The sequence below is a fragment of the Thermomonas brevis genome (assembly GCF_014395425.1).
Classification (GTDB): Bacteria; Pseudomonadota; Gammaproteobacteria; order Xanthomonadales; family Xanthomonadaceae; genus Thermomonas; species Thermomonas brevis.
Window position 1 is genome coordinate 1,347,818 of the sequence record NZ_CP060711.1, and the last position, 18,271, is coordinate 1,366,088.

At 70.8% G+C, this 18,271-nt stretch carries 16 protein-coding genes; 9 read left to right on the plus strand and 7 right to left on the minus strand.

From position 1 onward, the window contains the following. The first annotated feature begins 9 nt into the window (after nt 1-9). Nucleotides 10-1,146 (plus strand): AraC family transcriptional regulator, encoded by a 1,137-nt coding sequence (locus H9L17_RS06295; RefSeq protein ID WP_187571481.1) that lies wholly within the window; start codon nt 10-12, stop codon nt 1,144-1,146. On the opposite strand, the gene H9L17_RS06300 is transcribed toward H9L17_RS06295, so the two are convergent. From H9L17_RS06300 to H9L17_RS06320, 5 genes are all read right to left on the minus strand, one after another. Then, nucleotides 1,062-1,448 carry a RidA family protein gene (locus tag H9L17_RS06300; RefSeq protein WP_187571482.1) on the minus strand — a complete coding sequence of 129 codons (387 nt, stop codon included), beginning with the start codon at nt 1,446-1,448 and terminating at the stop codon, nt 1,062-1,064. The genes H9L17_RS06295 and H9L17_RS06300 overlap by 85 nt on opposite strands. Before the next feature lie 235 nt (nt 1,449-1,683). Further along, nucleotides 1,684-3,858, minus strand: coding sequence for a RelA/SpoT family protein (locus H9L17_RS06305; RefSeq protein WP_187571483.1), 2,175 nt, complete (start codon nt 3,856-3,858; stop codon nt 1,684-1,686). 112 nt (nt 3,859-3,970) lie between these two features. Further along, nucleotides 3,971-4,270 carry a DNA-directed RNA polymerase subunit omega gene (gene rpoZ / locus H9L17_RS06310; protein WP_187571484.1) on the minus strand — a complete coding sequence of 100 codons (300 nt, stop codon included), beginning with the start codon at nt 4,268-4,270 and terminating at the stop codon, nt 3,971-3,973. Nucleotides 4,271-4,422: 152 nt separating this feature from the next. Continuing rightward, nucleotides 4,423-5,040 (minus strand): guanylate kinase, encoded by a 618-nt coding sequence (gene gmk, locus H9L17_RS06315; protein ID WP_187571485.1) that lies wholly within the window; start codon nt 5,038-5,040, stop codon nt 4,423-4,425. 15 nt (nt 5,041-5,055) lie between these two features. Next, complete coding sequence (locus H9L17_RS06320) at nt 5,056-5,919, minus strand: YicC/YloC family endoribonuclease (protein WP_187571486.1); 864 nt, start codon at nt 5,917-5,919, stop codon at nt 5,056-5,058. A gap of 67 nt (nt 5,920-5,986) precedes the next feature. Between H9L17_RS06320 and rph the strand changes: the two genes are divergently transcribed. From rph to H9L17_RS06355, 7 genes are all read left to right on the plus strand, one after another. After that, nucleotides 5,987-6,727 carry a ribonuclease PH gene (rph, locus tag H9L17_RS06325; protein WP_187571487.1) on the plus strand — a complete coding sequence of 247 codons (741 nt, stop codon included), beginning with the start codon at nt 5,987-5,989 and terminating at the stop codon, nt 6,725-6,727. 144 nt (nt 6,728-6,871) lie between these two features. Further along, nucleotides 6,872-7,459 carry an RdgB/HAM1 family non-canonical purine NTP pyrophosphatase gene (gene rdgB / locus H9L17_RS06330; protein WP_187571488.1) on the plus strand — a complete coding sequence of 196 codons (588 nt, stop codon included), beginning with the start codon at nt 6,872-6,874 and terminating at the stop codon, nt 7,457-7,459. A gap of 148 nt (nt 7,460-7,607) precedes the next feature. Further along, entirely contained in the window at nt 7,608-8,759 is a 1,152-nt protein-coding gene (gene hemW, locus H9L17_RS06335; RefSeq protein ID WP_246455177.1) for a radical SAM family heme chaperone HemW, read from the plus strand. Nucleotides 8,760-8,838: 79 nt separating this feature from the next. After that, nucleotides 8,839-11,205, plus strand: coding sequence for a DUF1631 family protein (locus tag H9L17_RS06340; RefSeq protein WP_187571490.1), 2,367 nt, complete (start codon nt 8,839-8,841; stop codon nt 11,203-11,205). After that, complete coding sequence (locus H9L17_RS06345) at nt 11,195-11,536, plus strand: PilZ domain-containing protein (RefSeq protein ID WP_187571491.1); 342 nt, start codon at nt 11,195-11,197, stop codon at nt 11,534-11,536. Before H9L17_RS06340 ends, H9L17_RS06345 begins: the two co-directional genes overlap by 11 nt. Before the next feature lie 61 nt (nt 11,537-11,597). Further along, nucleotides 11,598-12,920 (plus strand): Xaa-Pro dipeptidase, encoded by a 1,323-nt coding sequence (pepQ, locus tag H9L17_RS06350; RefSeq protein WP_187571492.1) that lies wholly within the window; start codon nt 11,598-11,600, stop codon nt 12,918-12,920. Nucleotides 12,921-12,923: 3 nt separating this feature from the next. After that, nucleotides 12,924-13,814, plus strand: a complete 891-nt coding sequence (locus tag H9L17_RS06355; RefSeq protein WP_187571493.1) for an EamA family transporter — start codon at nt 12,924-12,926, stop codon at nt 13,812-13,814. A 187-nt stretch (nt 13,815-14,001) separates the two neighbouring features. Here the strand turns inward: H9L17_RS06355 and H9L17_RS06360 are convergent, their stop codons facing one another. Both H9L17_RS06360 and H9L17_RS06365 read right to left on the minus strand, forming a co-directional pair. Beyond that, nucleotides 14,002-15,324 carry an aminopeptidase P N-terminal domain-containing protein gene (locus H9L17_RS06360; RefSeq protein WP_187571494.1) on the minus strand — a complete coding sequence of 441 codons (1,323 nt, stop codon included), beginning with the start codon at nt 15,322-15,324 and terminating at the stop codon, nt 14,002-14,004. A 7-nt stretch (nt 15,325-15,331) separates the two neighbouring features. Further along, entirely contained in the window at nt 15,332-15,874 is a 543-nt protein-coding gene (locus H9L17_RS06365) for a UPF0149 family protein (RefSeq protein WP_246455178.1), read from the minus strand. An 88-nt stretch (nt 15,875-15,962) separates the two neighbouring features. Between H9L17_RS06365 and H9L17_RS06370 the strand changes: the two genes are divergently transcribed. After that, nucleotides 15,963-18,263: a putative bifunctional diguanylate cyclase/phosphodiesterase gene (locus H9L17_RS06370; protein WP_187571495.1), complete on the plus strand. Its 2,301-nt coding sequence runs from the start codon at nt 15,963-15,965 to the stop codon at nt 18,261-18,263. Nucleotides 18,264-18,271 lie beyond the last annotated feature (8 nt).

An 18,271-nucleotide genomic window follows, 5' to 3' on the forward strand; every position in this document is an offset into this window, starting at 1 on the left:
AACGCGCCCATGCCCCATCGTCATTCCGGCCTCGACGCCCGGCTACCGGGCAGCAATCACTTCCACGGCAACATCATCGCCGCGCTGCTCGCCCGCGCGGTCGAGCTGGACGTGTGCAGCGCGCCGTGGTTCGACGGCCTGCGGATCGGCCCGGCCGACTTCGACGCGCCGGACCCGCCCTGCCTGTCCTATCGCGAGGTCTGCGGCATCCTGCGCCGCGCGCTGGCCTCGCTGCCCGGCGAGGGCCACGGGCTGGAGCTGGGCGGCCGGCAGTCGCTGTCGAACTTCGGCGTGCTGGGCCTGGCGATGCTGGCCGCGCCCACCTTCCGCGAGGCGCTGCACACCGGCATCCGCTACGCGCCGATCTCCGGGGCGATGCTCGACCTGGCCCTGGCCGACGACCCGGCCGGCATCGCGGTGACGATGCGGATGTACCGGCCCGACCCGCAGCTGGAGGTGTATCTCTGCGAGGAGCTGGTCTCCAGTTGCCTGAACCTGTGCCGCTCGGTGCTCGGCGAAGCGTTCCGCCCCGAACGAGTCGAACTGGCCTATCCGCCCCCGCCCTACGCGGAGCGCTACGCCCCGCTGCTGCGCGCCGAGGTCCGCTTCGGCTGCGCCGACAGCCGCATCGTGGTCGCCCGCCGCTGGCTGGACCTGCCGATGCCGGCCGCCAATCCCAACACCGCGCGCCAGCTGGCCGAACTGTGCCGCGCGCAGATGCCGCCCGGCCAGCCGGCCGGCGGCATCTGCGCGATGGTCGAACAGCGGCTGGCGCTGCAACCGGCCAAGGCGCCGCGGCTGGCCGAACTGGCCGCCGAACTGCACATGACCGAGCGCACCCTGCGCCGGCAGTTGCAGGCGGAAGGCGCCAGCTACCGCGCGCTGCTGGACCGCGTGCGCGAACGCGCCGCGCGCCGGCTGCTGCGCGAGCGCGCGCTGCCGCTCGCCCAGGTGGCGGCGGCGGTGGGCTTTTCCGACCCGCGCGACTTCCGCCGCGCGTTCAAGCGCTGGACCGGCCGCCTGCCGGGCGCGCTGCGCCGCGGCGAGGCGACCGACGACGATCAGCCCAGCACCATCACCGCATCGACCTCGAACGCCGCGCCCTTGGGCAGCGCCGACACCTCGATGGTGGAACGCGCCGGATAGGGCTGCGCGAAGTACTCGCCCATCACCGCGTTGACCGCGCCGAACTGCGACAGGTCGGTGAGGTAGAGGCCCACGCGGACGATGTCGTCCATCGTGCCGCCGGCAGCGAAGCACACCGCCTTCAGGTTCTCGAACGCGCGGCGCGCCTGCGCGGCGACGTCGCCCGCGCCGACCAGGTCGCCGGTGGCGGGATCGAGCGGGATCTGGCCGCTGAAGAACACCGTATTGCCGGCGCGGGTAGCCTGCGAGTACGGGCCGATGGCGGCGGGAGCGGAATCGGTATGGATGGCGGTGCGGGGCATGGGGGATTTCCTCGGGGAATTGGCAACCATCCCATTGTAGGCCGTGGCATTGCTCCGTCGCCGCAGGCCCGCCGTTACCGAACACGTGGCGCAGCGGTCTTCCCCCGGAAACCATTCTTTGACGCGGATCAACGCGGATGAGCGCGGATTCTTTTGCTTTATCGGCATTTGATCCGCGTCGATCCGCGTCCGAATTGCTTCGCGCCGGATGTCCCATGCGGACAGGTCGTTCCGCCTACGTGCGCTGCACGTCCTGCACCACGTGCAGCCGGCGCACGCCGCGGATCACTTCGGCCAGGTGGCGGCCGTCGGTCACGTCGATGCCGAAGCGCAGCACCGCGATGTTGCTGTCGCGCTCCAGGTATTCGACGCGGTCGATGTTGGAATCCGCATTGGCAATGGCCGCCGCCACCTGCGCCAGCACGCCCGGCCGATTCTCCACCTCGATGCGGATCGCCGAACTGAAATCGCCGGACACCTCGCGATCCCAGCCGATCGCCACCCAGCGCTCCGGCGACTTGCGGTACTCGGCCACGTTCGGGCATTCCAGCCGATGCACCACGATCCCCTTGCCGGCGCTGTGGTAGCCCATGATCTCGTCGCGCGGAATCGGCAGGCAACACTGCGCGAAGCTGATGACGCCGCGCTCGTTGCCGGTGATGAGGATGCGCTCCTGCGGCGCAGGTGCGCCCGGTCGCTGCGCACCACCCGCGCTCTGCTGCTGCGCCAAGGCCAGCGCCACCTGCGAGGGCATGCGGTTGCCAAGCGCGATATCGGCCAGCATCGCCTCCAGCCGCGTGTAGCGGTTGTCGGCCAGGTACGCCTCCAGCCGCTCCATCGGGATGCGGTCCAAGGCGGTGCCCTGCGCGCCCAGCGCGCGGTCCAGCATGTAGTGGCCCAGCTGCACCGCGTCCTCGTGCTCCAGTTGCTTGAGCTGCTGGCGGATCGCGGTGCGCGCCTTGCTGGTGGCGACGAACTCCAGCCACTGCGTGGTCGGCGCCGCCGACTTCGCGGTGATGATCTCCACCGACTGCCCGCTGGCCAGCTTGGTGCGCAGCGGCGCCAGCCGCTTGTCCACGCGCGCGGTGACCGCGTGGTTGCCGACGTCGGTATGCACCGCGTAGGCGAAATCCAGCGCGGTGGAATTGCGCGGCAGCGAGAGGATGTCGCCCTTGGGCGTGAACAGGTAGACCTCGTCCGGGAACAGGTCGACCTTGACGTTCTCCAGGAATTCCAGCGACGAACCGGTGCCGCGCTGGGTCTCCACCAGATTGGCGATCCACGCCGCCGCGCGGCTCTGCGCGCTGTTGCCGCCGCCGTCCACGCCGATCTTGTAGGCCCAGTGCGCGGCCACGCCGCGCTCGGCGATCAGGTCCATCTCGCGGGTGCGGATCTGCACCTCGATCGGCGAGCCGTACGGCCCGAACAGCACCGTGTGCAGCGACTGGTAGCCGTTGGCCTTGGGGATCGCGATGAAGTCGCGGAAGCGCCCGTCCAGCGGCTTGTACACCGCGTGCACCACGCCCAGCGCGTGGTAGCAGTCGGCCACCGTGTCCACCACCACGCGGAAGCCGAACACGTCCATGACCTGATCGAAGCTGCGGCGCTGCCCGCGCATCTTGGTGTAGACGCTCCACGGCGTCTTCACCCGCCCGACCAGCCGGTGTTCGAGCTTTTCCAATGCCAGCCGCTGCGCCAGCCGCGCCTCGATCTGCCCCAGCGCCTCGCGCCGCACCAGCGGCTGGCTGCGGATGCGCTTGTCGATCACCGCGTGCCGCCACGGATGCAGCGCCTTGAAGCCGAGATCCTGCAACTCGGCCTTGATCAGGTTCATGCCCAGCCGCTGCGCGATCGGCGCGTAGATCTCCAGCGTCTCGACGGCGATGCGGCGGCGCGCCTCGGCCGACTGCGCGCCCAGCGTGCGCATGTTGTGCAGGCGGTCGGCCAGCTTGATCAGGATGACGCGCAGGTCGCGCGACATCGCCAGCAGCATCTTGCGGAAGCTCTCCGCCGCCGCTTCCTGGCGGTCGGCGAAGCGCAGCTTGTCCAGCTTGGTGACGCCGTCGACCAGCTCGGCCACCGTCTCGCCGAACTGCGCGGCGACATCGGCGCGGGTCAGCGGGGTGTCCTCGATGGTGTCGTGCAGGATCGCCGCGACCAGCGTCTCCACGTCCAGCCCCAGCTCGGCCAGCACCTGCGCCACCGCCACAGGATGAGTGATGTAGGGCTCGCCGGACTTGCGCGTCTGCCCCTCATGCGCCGCCGCGCCGGCGATCCACGCGCGCCGCAGCTGCGCGCGCTGGGCTTCGTCGAGGTAATACCCCGCGCGCTCCAGCGACCGCACGTAGTCCGGCACCGCCGCGTCGGGCACGGTGTCGGTCAGGGCAAGCGCGGGATCGCCGGGCGTCATGCGTCGAGACTAACCTCGCAACGTCATGCCGGCAAACGGTTTCAGCAATGGACGCCGCAAAAGAAAACGGCCCCGCAGGGCCGTTTTCGTGGACGCGGTCGCAGGCCTGCGATCAGTCGTCGCCCTTCATGTCGTCGTCGGCGGCCACCACTTCGGCGGCGGCCCATTCCAGCGCCTCGCGCTCCTTGCGCTCGCGCTCGGCCTTCTCCACCGCGTCGATGAAGTCGGTGTCGATGGCGCGCGCGGCGATCTCGCGCAGGGCCAGCACGGTGGGCTTGTCGTTGGCTTCGCTGTTGTCCAGCTTCGGCTCCACGCCGCCGGCCAGCTGGCGCGCGCGCTTGGAGGCCATCATCACGAGTTCGAAGCGGTTGTCGACCACCTGCAGGCAGTCTTCGACGGTAATACGGGCCATGTCTGTCCTGCGGCGATGGGCCGCGCAAGGGTTCGAAAGAACCGGGGAGTGTAGCCGTGCGCGACCGGAATCGCAAGTCGCGCTCTTGAAAATCAATCACATAGGGCGATTTCGACCGGCCACGGCGGCCCCGCGGGACGGCTCGCGGCCCGCTACGGATCGACCAGCAGCGAGGTGATCAGCCGCGCGTGCCGCGCCACCTGGGCGTCCTTGCGCAGCCGGCTGGCGGTGAAGATGCTGCACATCTCGGCCACGGCGACGTCGAACACCTCGTTGACGATCACGTAGTCGAACTCGCCGTAATGGCTCATTTCCTCGCGCGCGGCGGCCAGCCGGCGCTGGATGACCTCCTCGCTGTCCTGCCCGCGCTTGCGCATGCGCTCTTCCAGCGCGGCGCGCGAGGGCGGCAGGATGAACACGCTGACGGCATCCGGCACCTTGGCCCGCACCTGCCGCGCGCCCTGCCAGTCGATCTCCAGCAGCACGTCGTGACCGGCCGCCAGCAGCGGCTCCACCGACTGCCGGGCGGTGCCCTTCCAGTCGCCGTGGACCTCGGCGTACTCGAAGAAATCACCGGCGCGGATCATGCCCTTGAACTCCTCGGCGGTGACGAAGTTGTAGTGCTCGGCATGGCGCTCGCCCGGACGCGGCCCGCGCGAGGTGAACGAGATCGACAGGCGGATGTTGGTGTCGCGCGCCAGCACCGCGTTGACGATGCTGGATTTCCCGGCGCCCGAGGGCGCGGCGACGATGTAGAGGGTTCCGCGCATGGGCTCAGCTGCCTTTCACTCGATGTTCTGGATCTGCTCGCGGATCTGGTCGATCAGCACCTTCAGCTCCACCGCCGCGTTGCTGGTGCGCGCGTCGACCGACTTGCTGCCCAGCGTGTTCGCCTCGCGATTGAATTCCTGCAGCAGGAAGTCGAGGCGGCGGCCGACCGGCTCCTTGCCGCCCTTGAGGATGCGGCGCAGTTCCACCAGATGGCTGTCGAGGCGATCCAGCTCTTCATCGACATCGAGCTTCTGCAGCCAGATCACCAGCTCCTGTTCCAGCCTCCCTGGATCGGCAGGCTGGGCCAGGTCGGCCAGCCGTGCTTCCAGTTTCTGGCGCTGGCCGGCGCGGATCAGCGGCACCAGCGTGCGCACTTCGCCGGCGATCTTCGCGATGGCGTCGGCGCGCTCGGCGATCACCGCCGCCAGCTTGCCGCCCTCGCGTTCGCGCGCGGCGGTGAAGTCGTCCAGCACGGCGTCGAGCAGGGCCAGGGCTTCGCGCTGCATCGCTTCGGGGTCGGCGTCGCGCCCGCGCAGCACGCCGGGGTACTGCAACAGTTCGGTCAGGCTGGTGCGCAGGCCGGGGAACTTCGAGGTCAAGTCGAGGTTGAGCCGCGCCAGGTCCGCGACCATCGCGTCGTCGAGATGCAGGCCGGCATCGGACTCCGGCGCGCGCAGGCGGATGACCAGATCCAGCTTGCCGCGCGAGACCCGCGCGGCGACGCGTTCGCGCAGCGGCGATTCGAACGCGCGCAGCTCCTCCGGCAGGCGCAGGCCCAGCTCCAGGAAGCGATGGTTCACCGCGCGCAACTCGCCGGAGAGGACGCCCCATTCGGTGGCGCGCTCGCCGGCGGCGAAGGCGGTCATGCTGCGGATCATGCGGAATCCAGGGCCGTCGGGATGCGAATGTTAATCTAGCACCCCGTCGATTTCCGGCTTCCCCCGCATGTCCTTTTCCCGTCCCAGCGGCCGCGCCGCGGACCAGTTGCGCGCCGTCTCCATCCAGCGCGGCTTCACCCGCCACGCCGAAGGTTCGGTATTGGTGAGCTTCGGCGATACCCGCGTGCTGTGCACCGCCAGCGTGGAGAACAAGGTGCCGCCTTTCCTGCGCGGCAAGGGCGAGGGCTGGGTGACCGCCGAATACGGCATGCTGCCGCGCGCCACCCACACCCGCAGCGACCGCGAGGCCGCGCGTGGCAGGCAGGGCGGGCGCACGCTGGAGATCCAGCGCCTGATCGGCCGCAGCCTGCGCGCCTGCGTGGACCGCGCGCTGCTGGGCGAGCGCACCATCACGCTGGACTGCGACGTGCTGCAGGCCGACGGCGGCACCCGCACCGCCGCCATCACCGGCGCCTTTGTTGCGCTGGCGGACGCGGTGCAGGGCTTGATCGACCGGCGCGAACTCAAGCTGCCGGCGAGCGGGCGCACGCCGCTGGTTGGCGCGGTGTCGGCGATTTCGGTGGGCATCTACAAAGGCGTGCCGGTGCTCGACCTCGACTACGCCGAGGACAGCGCCTGCGACACCGACATGAACGTGGTGATGAACGACGGCGGCGGCTTCATCGAACTGCAGGGCACCGCCGAGGGCCACGCCTTCCGCCGCGACGAACTCGACGCGCTGCTGGCGCTGGCGGAACGGGGCTGTGCCGAGCTGTTCGCCGCGCAGCGGGCCGCGCTGGCCTCGTGAAACTGAACGCGTTTTGACGCGGATCAGAGCCAATGAACGCGGATGAACCCGAAGCCGATCGAAATTGATCCGCGCTCATCCGCGTTGATCCGCGTCCAACGGGCTCTTATGCCCACGACGCATCACACGACGAAAGGTCATCGCATGAAGCTGGTACTCGCCTCGTCCAACACCGGCAAGCTGGCCGAACTGCGCGAGCTGCTGGGCAGCGATTTCGGGCTGCACGCGCAGTCCGAATTCGGCGTGGCCGACGCCGAGGAAACCGGACTCTCGTTCATCGAGAACGCCATCCTCAAGGCCCGCCACGCCGCGCGCGCCACCGGCCTGCCCGCCCTGGGCGACGATTCCGGCCTGTGCGTCGATGCGCTGCACGGCGCACCCGGGCTGTATTCGGCGCGCTACGCCGGCAGGCATGGCGACAGCGAGGCAAACATCGACAAGCTTCTGCACGAGCTCGACAGCGTGCCCGACGACGCACGCGACGCACGCTTCGTCTGCGTGCTGGCGCTGGTGCGGCACGCCGACGATCCGATGCCGCTGGTCGCCGAAGGCACGTGGGAAGGCCGCATCCTGCGCGAGCGCCGCGGCGGCAACGGCTTCGGCTACGATCCGGTGTTCTTCTCGCCCGCGCACGGCTGCGGCGCGGCGGAGCTGCCGGCCGACGTGAAGAACCGCGACAGCCATCGCGGCGTCGCGCTGGCGAAGCTGCGGGACGGATTGCGGCAACCCTGAATTCCGAAACTCCCGCGCAAGCGCGACTCCGGAGTCCCCGGCACTCCCGCACGGGATCTCCCCAAAAAGCGCAAGCTGGATGCGCGGAGACAAGCTCTGCGAAACGATGCCCGCCTGCGCGGGAATGACGGGCAAAAAACGAACCTCCATGCTCACGACTCCACCGCTCTCGCTCTACGTCCACCTGCCGTGGTGCGTGCGCAAATGCCCGTACTGCGACTTCAACTCGCACGAGCGCAAGGGCGAGCTGCCGTTCGACGCCTACGTCGACGCGCTGATCCGCGACCTCGATTTCGACCTGCCGCTGGCCTGGGGCCGCGTCGTCCACAGCGTGTTCTTCGGCGGCGGCACGCCCTCGCTGTTCCCGTCCGAGGCGATCGACCGCTTCCTGCAGCAAGCCGCGGCGCGGCTGCGCTTCGCGCCCGACGTCGAGATCACCCTGGAAACCAATCCCGGCACGGTGGAGCACGGCCCGTTCGCCGGTTACCGCGCGGCCGGCGTGAACCGGCTCAGCTTCGGCGTGCAGAGCTTCGACGACGGCTGCCTGCAGCGGCTGGGCCGCATCCATTCCAGCGGCGATGCCGTGCGCGCGGTGAAGGCGGCGCAGGACGCCGGCTTCGACAATTTCAACCTCGACCTGATGTACGCGCTGCCGGAGCAGACGCTGGCGATGGCGCTGGACGACGTCGAACGCGCGCTCGCGCTGCATCCCACCCACGTCAGCCATTACCAGCTCACGCTGGAGCCGAACACGCGCTTCGCCGCGCGCCCGCCGCAGGGCATTCCCGACGAGGACGGCGCCTGGGACATGCAGGAGGCCTGCCAGGCGCGGCTGGCCGAGGCCGGTTTCGCCCAGTACGAGATCAGCGCCTACGCGCGCGACGGCCGGCAGTGCGCGCACAACCTGAACTACTGGCGCTTCGGCGATTACCTCGGCATCGGCGCGGGCGCGCACGGCAAGCTGACCCTGGGCGCCGCGCAGCAAGTGCTGCGGCGCTGGAAGATCCGGCATCCCACCCTGTATCTCGAAAAGGCCGGCAGCGAGGCGGCGATCGGCGGCGACGAAACGCTGACCGACGCGCGGCTGCCGTTCGACTTCATGCTCAACGCGCTGCGCCTGAACGAAGGCGTGCCGATGGCGATGTTCGAGGCGCGCACCGGACTGCCGCGCGCGGCCATCGCCGACCGGCTCGCCGTCGCCCATGAACGCGGCTGGCTCGAACCCGACGCCGGCTGGCTGCGCCCCACCGAACTGGGCCGGCGCTTCGCCAACGACGTGATTGGCCTGTTCCTGGACTGACTCGCGTGCATTGAGGCGACGGCGCTTCGCGCATACCATGCGGGGACTCGTCAAGCGCCCAGGGGGGAGCAGACCGGACGTGCCCGCATCCACTTTCCCGACATCGCAGACGACCACGCTCGCGGAAGCCGCGCTGCCGCGGCGCGCGCGCCACGCGCTGGAACGCCTGCTGGTGGACGTGCGCGCCGAAATGGGCCAGCAGCTTCCGCAGCTCCTGCAGGACGCCGAACTCGCGCTGGCCCGCACCGCCCCCGGCAACGACCCCAAGCTGGAGGCCGCGCGCTTTTCCTCGATGCGCAGCCTCGGCGGCGGCGCGGCCGCGGTCACCCGCCGCTTCATGGCGCAGATCGAAGGCTCGCTGGCCCATCTGCAGGCCGCGCGCCGCAAGCACGCCGACCCCAGCGACATGCCGCCGGTGCTGACGCTCAGCCTGCTCGACGAGGAAGCAGTAAGCGACCAGTCGGTGCTGGAGAACATGGCCAACCGGATCGAGGCGCGCAACAGCCTGGGCTTGCAGCTTTTGGGCCAGCGCTTCGGCGTGCTGGCCGGCGCGCCCGCCTTCGACGGCGAAAGCCTGCCGCTGGGCCCGTATGCCCTGTGCAACGCGCTGGCCGACGCCATCGAAGCGCTGGAGCTGTCGCGCTACGCGCGGATGCAGCTGTTCCAGCAGTTCGAGAAGGCGATGACCGCGTTCTACCCGGCGATGGTGGACGCGCTCAACGCGCGGCTGGCGCAGGACGGCATCCTGCCGCACCTGAGCTTCGTGCCGGTGCGGGTGCGCCCCGGCTCGGTCGCGCCGGCCGCGGCGCGGGCGGCGAAAGAAGCCGAAGATCAGCAGGCGCAGGGCGGCCACGGCAGCGCAGGCGCGCCTGGCGGCGCTCCCCAACCCGGTGGTGGCGGTGGCGGCGGCCATGCCGGCTCGGGCCATGCCGCCGGCATGACGGGCGGTCGCGGCATGCAGGCGCCCACCGGCGCCGAATCCTCCAACCGCGGCTGGGCGCCCGGCTCGCCGCAGCAACCCGCGCCGGCGAAACCGGCCAATGCCGGCTTCGCCCTGCTTCAGAACCTGCTGAAACGCCGCCGCGTATTGCTGGCCAAGCTGCGTCCCGGCGGCAACGACGAGCGCGTGCGCGAGCCGCTGCGCCGCGACGAGGTGCTGGACGCGCTGCAGCGCATGCGCAACACCGCCACCAAGGCGGACACCCTGGCCGACTACCGGCAGATCCTGCTGGCGCAGGCGCGGCAAATGCACGGCCACGGCGTCACCCTGGCCGACGCCGACAGCGACAGCTTCGACCTGCTCGCCCTGTTCACCGCCCAGCTGCATCGCGACCTGCGCAAGGCCAGCCCCGGCGAGGCGCTGGTGGAGCGCCTGCGCCTGCCGCTGGCGCAGCTGGCGCTGCGCGACCACCGCTTCTTCACCGACGCCGCGCATCCGGCGCGCCAGATCCTCAGCGCCGTGTCCGTGGCCGGCGCGCACTGGCTGGCCGACGACGACATGGACAGCCAGTGGCTGGGCCTGCTGCAGCGCGCCGTCTCCTCGGTGCAGCAGGACAGCGACGGCGCGTTCGACACCTTCGTCGAAGCCAACCAGACCCTGCAATCCGGCCTGCAGGCGCTAGCCCGCAAGGCGGAGATGACCGAACGCCGGCAGGTGGAAGCCGCGCGCGGGCGCGAAAAGCTGGCGCTGGCGCGGCAGCGCGCCCACGCCGAGATCGAGCGCCTGCTGCACGGCCGCGACCTGCCGCGCTTCCATTCGATCCTGATGGAGCAGGCCTGGGCCGACGTGCTGTCGCTGGTCCACCTGCGCAGCGGCGAGCATTCCGCCGACTGGCAGCAGTTGCTGGACGTCACCGCGCGGATCATCGACGCCAGCACCGCCGACGCGCCACAGGAGGCCGATCCGGAGTTCGTCGCGCAGGTGCGCGGTGCGCTGGAGCAGGTCGGCTACCACGCCGAGGACGCCAACGCGATCGCCCGCCAGCTGGCCCACGGCCGCAGCGAGACCGACGATCTGGCCTCGCGCACCGAGCTGCTGGTGCAGCTGCGCGCGCGCGCGCGGCTGGGCGAAGGCAACGCCGCCACCGCGCCGGCCGCCGAGGCATCGGCCGCGCACGGGCCGGAAGAACGGGCCGCCCGCGAGCAGCTGCGCGCGCTGCAGCGCCCGGTCTGGATCGAACTCGAGGACGACGACCAATCGCTGCGCCGCCGCCTGGCCTGGGTCAGCGCGAATTCGGGGCAGGCGCTGGTGGTCAACCGGCGCGGGCTGCGCGTCGGCAACGACGACCTGGAAGCGCTGGCGCGCAAGCTCGCCGCCGGCCGCATGCGCCTGCTGGACGGCGATCCCACGCCGGCCGAAGCCGCCTGGGACGCGACCATGAACAGCCTGCAGCGAATCGCGATGAGCGAAGGTCCGCTGGACGGGGAGCCCGGCTATGGGGATTGAATCGCGCCGCCAGCCGCGCCGGCCGGTGCCGGGCATGGTGGAGGTGTACGACACCATCATCGAGGAACCGGTGGGCTACCTCGGCAACCTGTCGATCGGCGGCATGCTGCTGATCGCCAACCGCAGCCTGCCGGATGACGCGCTGTTCCAGTTCCGCTTCAACCTGCCGGACGACCTCGACGCGTCGCAGCCGCTGGAAGTCGGCGCGCACGTGCTGTGGCAGGACAAGGCCGGCGCGCCGGGGCAGTCGTGGATCGGCATGCGCTTCCTCGGCCTGTCGCCGGAAGCCGCGCACCGCCTGCGGGTGTGGACGGCCCAGCCGGAAGGCTGAAGCCTGCGGCGCGGCGGGCGATGCGCGACAATCGCATTCCCCACGCCGCGATCCGCACGCCATGTCCCACGCCACGCTTTCGTCCCTGTACCCGCAGCATCTCGACGTCCTGCAGGCGCGCGCCGCCGAAGCATTGCGCCGCGGCGGCTTCGACCATCTCGTCGTGCCCAGCGGCACCCTGCACTACCAGGCGTTCGACGACCGCGACTATCCCTACGCGGTGAACCCGCAGTTCAAGGCCTGGCTGCCGCTGACGCAGACGCCGGGCAGCTGGCTGGTGGTCACGCCGGGCTCGAAGCCGAAGCTGGTGTTCCTGCAGCCGCACGACTACTGGCACGTGGTGCCGGCCGCGCCCAGCGGCTACTGGGTGGATCAGTTCGAAATCGTCGTCATCCGCACGCCGGAAGAAGCCGCGCAGCACCTGCCGGACGCCGCCCGCAGCGCCATCCTCGGCGAGCCGCAGAGCGCGATCGAAGGCTACGCGCCGAACAACCCGCAGCCGGTGATCGCCTACTTGGAATACCATCGCGCGTTCAAGACGGCGTACGAGATCGAGATGATGCGGCAGGCCAGCCGGATCGGCGCGCGCGCCCACCGCGCCGCCGAGCGCGCGTTCCGCGCCGGCTCCAGCGAATTCGGCATCCACCTCGCCTATTGCCAGGCCGCCGGCCAGGACGCCAACGACCTGCCCTACGGCAACATCGTCGCCCTCAACGAACACGGCGCGGTGCTGCACTACACCCACCGCGACCGCCTGCCGCCGAAGCCGGTGCGCAGCTTCCTGATCGACGCCGGCGCCAGCTTCGGCGGCTATGCCTGCGACATCACCCGCACCTATTCCGCGGCCGACGACGAGTTCGCGGCGATGATCCGCGCCGTCGACGCCGCGCAGTTGCAGCTGTGCGACATGGTCCGCGCCGGCACCGACTACGCGCGCATCCACCTGCAGGCGCACCTGCTGCTGGCCGGCGTGCTGCGCGACTTCGGCGTCCTCAAGATCTCGCCAGAAGACGCGCTGGCCAGCGGCGTGAGCAGCGCGTTCTTCCCGCACGGCGTCGGCCACGGCATCGGACTGCAGGTGCACGACGTGGCCGGCTTCGCCGAATCCGACACGGGCGGCACGCTGCCCAAGCCCGACGGCCATCCCTATCTGCGCCTGACCCGCACGCTGGCGCCGGGCATGGTGGTGACCATCGAACCCGGCATCTACTTCATCGACATGCTGCTGGACGAACTCAAGGCCAAGGGCCTGGGCGACGCGGTGGACTGGGCGCGCGTGGAGGCGTTCAAGCCCTACGGCGGCATCCGCATCGAGGACGACGTGGTCTGCACCGACGGCGAACCGCTCAACCTGACCCGCGAGGCGTTCGCCGCCGACGCCTGACGCATGTCGCCCGCCCATCTGCTGCTCGCCCTGGCCGTCGTCATCGTCTGGGGCACCAACTTCGTGGTGATCAAGCTGGGGCTGGCGGAATTCCCGCCGCTGCTGTTCGCCACCCTGCGCTTCGCGCTCTCGTTCCTGCCGTGGCTGCTGTTCGTGAAGCGGCCGCCGGTGGCGTGGCGCTGGCTGGTCGGCAACGGCGTGTTCCTCGGCTTCGGCATGTTCGGGCTGCTGTTCATCGCGATGCGCGCCGACATCACCCCGGGCGTGGCCTCGCTGGTGGTGCAGACGCAGGCGTTCTTCACCATCGGCCTGTCGATGCTCCTGCTGGGCGAACGCCTGCGCGGGTTCCAGGCCGCCGGACTGGCGCTGTGCGTGGCCGGCATGGCGGTGCTGTTCGCCCATACCGACGCCTCGCTGACCGTGCGCGGCCTGATCCTGACGCTCGGCGCCGGGCTGTCCTGGGCGGTCGCCAACCTGATCGCCAAGCGCGCCGGCCGGATCGACATGCTCGGCTTCATGGTCTGGTCGAGCCTGTTCGCGGTGCCGCCGCTGCTGCTGGCGAGCCTCGTCTTCGAAGGCCCGCAGCGGATCGGCGAGGCGCTGGCGCAGGCCAACTGGATCGGCTGGAGCGCCGCGTTCTGGCAGGGCGCGGCGAACACGCTGTTCGGCTACGGCGCGTGGAACTGGCTGCTGGCGCGCTACCCGGCGGCGACGGTGTCGCCGCTCTCGCTGCTGGTGCCGGTGTTCGGCATGCTGGCCGCCGCGCTGGCCTACGGCGAGCCGCTGCCGGCGTGGAAGCTCGGCGCCTGCGCGCTGCTGCTGGCCGGGCTGGCGGTGATCGCGCTGTGGCCGCGCATCGGCGCCTGGCTGGGCCGCGCGACCGCGCGCGCCTGACTGGAGACGTTCCTTCTCCCCCCGGGAGAAGATGCCCCCAGGGCGGATGAGGGTTCGGGATGGCAATGCCGCATCGCCTTCGCGCTGTCCCTCGCCCAAGCGGCAATCCGTCAATCTGCCTGCACGAAGATCGCCGTGCAGGCCCGCTGCCACGCGCTCGAACGCCGCTCGCTCCGAAGCGGGCGGCTTACCGCGCCATCAAGCCCTCCACCTCGTCCGCGCTGCGCTCCAGCGCAGCGGTCAGTACGCGGTGACCGTCGGCGGTGACCAGCACGTCGTCCTCGATGCGGATGCCGATGCCGCGCCACTTCGCCGCCACCGTCGCGTCGTCGGCCGGCACGTAAAGCCCCGGCTCGATGGTGAACACCATCCCCGGCTCCAGCAGCCGCGAGGCGCCGTCGATGCGGTATTCGCCGACGTCGTGCACATCCAGGCCCAGCCAGTGGCCGGTCTTGTGGCGGTAATAGCGCCGGTAGGCACCTTCGGCCAGCGCCGCCTTCAGCGTGCCCTGCAGCAGGCCGAGCGAGAGCAGGCCGTCGGTCAGCGTTTCCACCGCCGCCTCGTGGCCGGCTTCGTAGGGCACGCCGGGCCGCGCCTGCGCCAGCGCGGCGGCCTGCGCGGCGCAGACCAGATCGTGCAGCGCGCGCTGCTCCTGCGTGAAACGGCCGTCGACCGGGAACGTGCGGGTGATGTCGGCCGCGTAGCCGCGGTATTCGGCGCCGGCATCGACCAGCACCAGCTCGCCGGCGCGCGACTTCGCCGCGTTGGCGCGGTAGTGCAGCACGCAGGCGTTGGGCCCGGCGCCGACGATGCTGGCGTAGGCCGGCTGCGCGTCGTGCAGGCGGAACACGCGCTCGATCTCCGCCTGCAATTCGTATTCGTGGATGCCGGCGCGGGCGGCGCGCATCGCCGCGCGATGCGCCTCCACGCTGATGTCGGCGGCGCGCTGCATCAGCTTGAGTTCGTCGGCCGACTTGAACAGCCGCATCTCGTCCAGCAGGTGCCCGAGTTCGAGGAACTCCTGCGGCGGCTGCGCGCCTTGCCGGGCCTGCGCGCGCACGCGGTTGATCCAGCCGATCAGCTTGAGGTCGAAGTCGGCGTCGCGGCCCAGGTGGTAATGCACGCGGCGGCGGCCTTCCAGCAGGCCGGGCAGGATGTCGTCGATGTCCGACACCGGATAGGCGTCGTCCAGGCCGAGCGCGTCGACCGCGCCCTCGGGGCCGAGCCGCGGGCCGTCCCAGCCCTCGCGCTCGGGATCGCGCTCGCGGCAGAACAAGATCGCTTCGCCGTGCTTGCGGCCCGGCACCAGCACCAGCACCGCGTCGGGCTCGTCGCAACCGGTCAGGTACCAGAAATCGGAATCCTGCCGGTAGGGGTAATGGGTGTCGCGGCTGCGGATGCGTTCCGGCGCGGCCGGCAGGATCAGGATCGCGCCGTCGCCGGCGGCCTGCATCAGCTGCCGGCGGCGGCGGGCCAGCGCCTTGCGCCAGTGGGCGGTCATCGGCCGCATGCGCGGCTCAATGCAGGCTCTGGCGATGCTGCTCGCCCATCGCGCAGTCCGCGTGCAGCAACAGCACCGCCATCCGCAGGTATTCCTCGATTTCGGCCAGCGCCTCCTCGTCGCTGTCGTCGTCGGCCTCGTCGATCTGCGCCGCGCCCAGGTTGGCGAGGTCTCGCAACGCTTCCTGGCCTTCGTCGGACAACGGCTTGTCGCCCACCGCCAGCCCGAACCCGCCGAGGAAAGCGCGGCACCAGGCGAACAGCGCTTCCGCGCGCTGCGGCGCGCGCTCGTCGTCCGGCAACAGCAGCTGGAAGCCGAACGACGGATCGCCCAGCTGCGCCGCGCTGACCACGCGCAGGCGGTCCAGCGCGTCGCCCGGCTGCGGCGCGGGCAGCGCGGCGTCGGCCATCACCGGCGCCAGCCAGCCGGCCACGTCGGCGCCGCCGGCCGCCAGCCAGCCGCACAGCGCGCCGTGCAATTCGGCCGGGCTGCTGGACAGCGCCAGGCGGTCGGCCGCCCCGGCCACGTCGCCCCAGGCCGGCAACTCGGTTTCGCTCACGGGAACCCCCGGGGAAAAGTGAGAAGTCAGTGTAACAACCGCCGTATCGCGCTTGTTGCCGCCGTGGACACGTGCCTACACTCCGCGGATGGGGTATCGCGTCGTTCCGGCAAAACAGGGCCTGGCCTGCAGCGCGCTGCTGGCGTCGCTGCCCGCCCTCGCGGCGGAGGGCGACGCCTCTTCCGGGCATCCGCTGGTGCTGCCCCTGTCGATGCTGGTGCTGCTGCTGGCGTGGCTGGCGATCGCCGCGCACCGCCGCCGCGAGCAGGAGCAGCGCAAGCACCTGCACGAGCAGCAGGAAAGCGAGCAGCAGCTGCGGCTGTCGCTGTGGGCCTCGAACGAACTCTACTGGCAGTACGACCTGCGCCGGCGCGAAGTGGAAATCACCCGGGTCGCGCCCGACGGCGGCGACGGCCTGACCATGCACAGCGCCCGCGACGCCGACCCGCAGGTCCACCCGGACGACATGCCGGGCCTGCTGCTGCGGCTGCGCGCCTACCTGCGCGGCGACGCGCCGATCTTCCTGTCCGAACACCGGATCCGCGGCGAGCACGGCCAGTGGCAGTGGATGCGCGCGCGCGGCCGCGCGGTCGAGCACGACGCCGACGGCCGGGTCGTGCGCATCGCCGGCACCGCCCGCAACATCGATTCGCTGCGCGAGATGGAACGCCAGCGCCAGATCGCCACCGAAGTCATGCGCAGCATGGCCGAGTCGGTGGCGGTGCTGGACGCCGGCTTCCGCTTCGTCGCGGTCAATCCCGCCTTCAGCCGGATGACCGGCTATCCGGAGGCGGACGTGATCGGCAAGGACACCTCGCTGCTCAACGGCGAGCGCCACGAACCCGAGTTCTACCAGGAAGCCCGGCAGGCGATCAGCACCCGCGACAGCTGGGCCGGCGAAATGTGGCAGCAGCGCAAGGACGGCAGCGACTTCCTCTGCGCGATGCAGTGCAACGCGCTCGACGAGCCGGGCACGCACCGCCGCCTGTACGTGCTGGTGGCCAGCGACATCACCGAGCGCCGCCGGATCGAGCACGAGCTGCGCTACCTCGCCAACTACGACCAGCTGACCAACCTGCCCAACCGCACCCTGCTGGCCGAGCGGCTGTCGCGCGCCATCGTGCGGGCGCGCCGGCAGGGCACGCGGCTGGCGGTGCTGTTCCTCGACCTGGACAACTTCAAGAACGTCAACGATTCGCTCGGCCACGCCACCGGCGACCGGGTGCTGCGCGCCGCCGCCCAGCGCCTGCAGGAAACGGTGGGTGCGCAGCGCACGGTGGCGCGGGTCAGCGGCGACGAATTCGCCGCGGTGCTGGAGGACATCGGCGACCTCGCCGAGGCCGAAGCCTGCGCGCAGCGCATCATCGACGCCTTCGACGCGCCGCTGCGGCTCGACGACCGCTACGAGTTCACCATCTCGCCGTCGATCGGCATCAGCCTGTTCCCGGACCACGCGCAGGTGCCCACCGACCTGCTCAAGCACGCCGACACCGCGATGTACAAGGCCAAGGCCAGCGGCAAGCGCGCCTTCCTGCGCTACGCGGACGCGATGGACGGCGACATCCGCCGCCGCGCCAACCTGATCGCCGCGCTGCGCAAGGCGGTGGAGCGCGGCGAGCTGTCGCTGGTCTACCAGCCGGAGCTGGTGCTGGCGGAAGGACGGATCGGCGCGGTCGAAGCGCTGCTGCGCTGGCACAATCCCGAGTTCGGCGACGTCTCGCCGAGCGAGTTCATCCCGCTGGCCGAGGAAAGCGGCACGATCATCTCGATCGGCGAATGGGTGCTGCACGAAGCCTGCCGCACGCTGGCCGGCTGGCACCGTGCCGGCGTGGACGAACGGCTGAAGGTGTCGGTCAACGTTTCCGCCCTGCAATTGTTGCGCAGCGACCTGCCCGATTCGGTGTCCTCGGCGCTGCGCCGCTGCGGCCTGCCGGCCTCCGCGCTGGAGCTGGAGCTGACCGAAAGCATGCTGATGGCGAATGCGGAAGTCGCCAGCGAGCGCCTGCACGCGTTCCGCCGGCTGGGCGTGTCCATCGCGGTGGACGACTTCGGCACCGGCTACTCCTCGCTGTCCTACCTGCACCGCCTGCCGATCAACACGCTGAAGATCGACAAGGCCTTCATCGACGGACTGGCCACGCCGGACGACCGCGAGGACACCACCATCACCACCACCGTCATCGCGATGGCGCGCACGCTCGGCCTGCGGGTGGTCGCCGAGGGCGTGGAAACCCCAGGCCAGCTGGCGTTCCTGGAGCAGAACGCCTGCGACATCGCGCAGGGCTACTGGATCTCGCGCCCGCTGACGGAGGACGCCTGCCTGCGCTTCCTGCTGGAGCGCCAGGCGCAGCCCGCGCCGCGGCTTGACCCCGACACGGCGCCTGCCTAAGGTGCGCG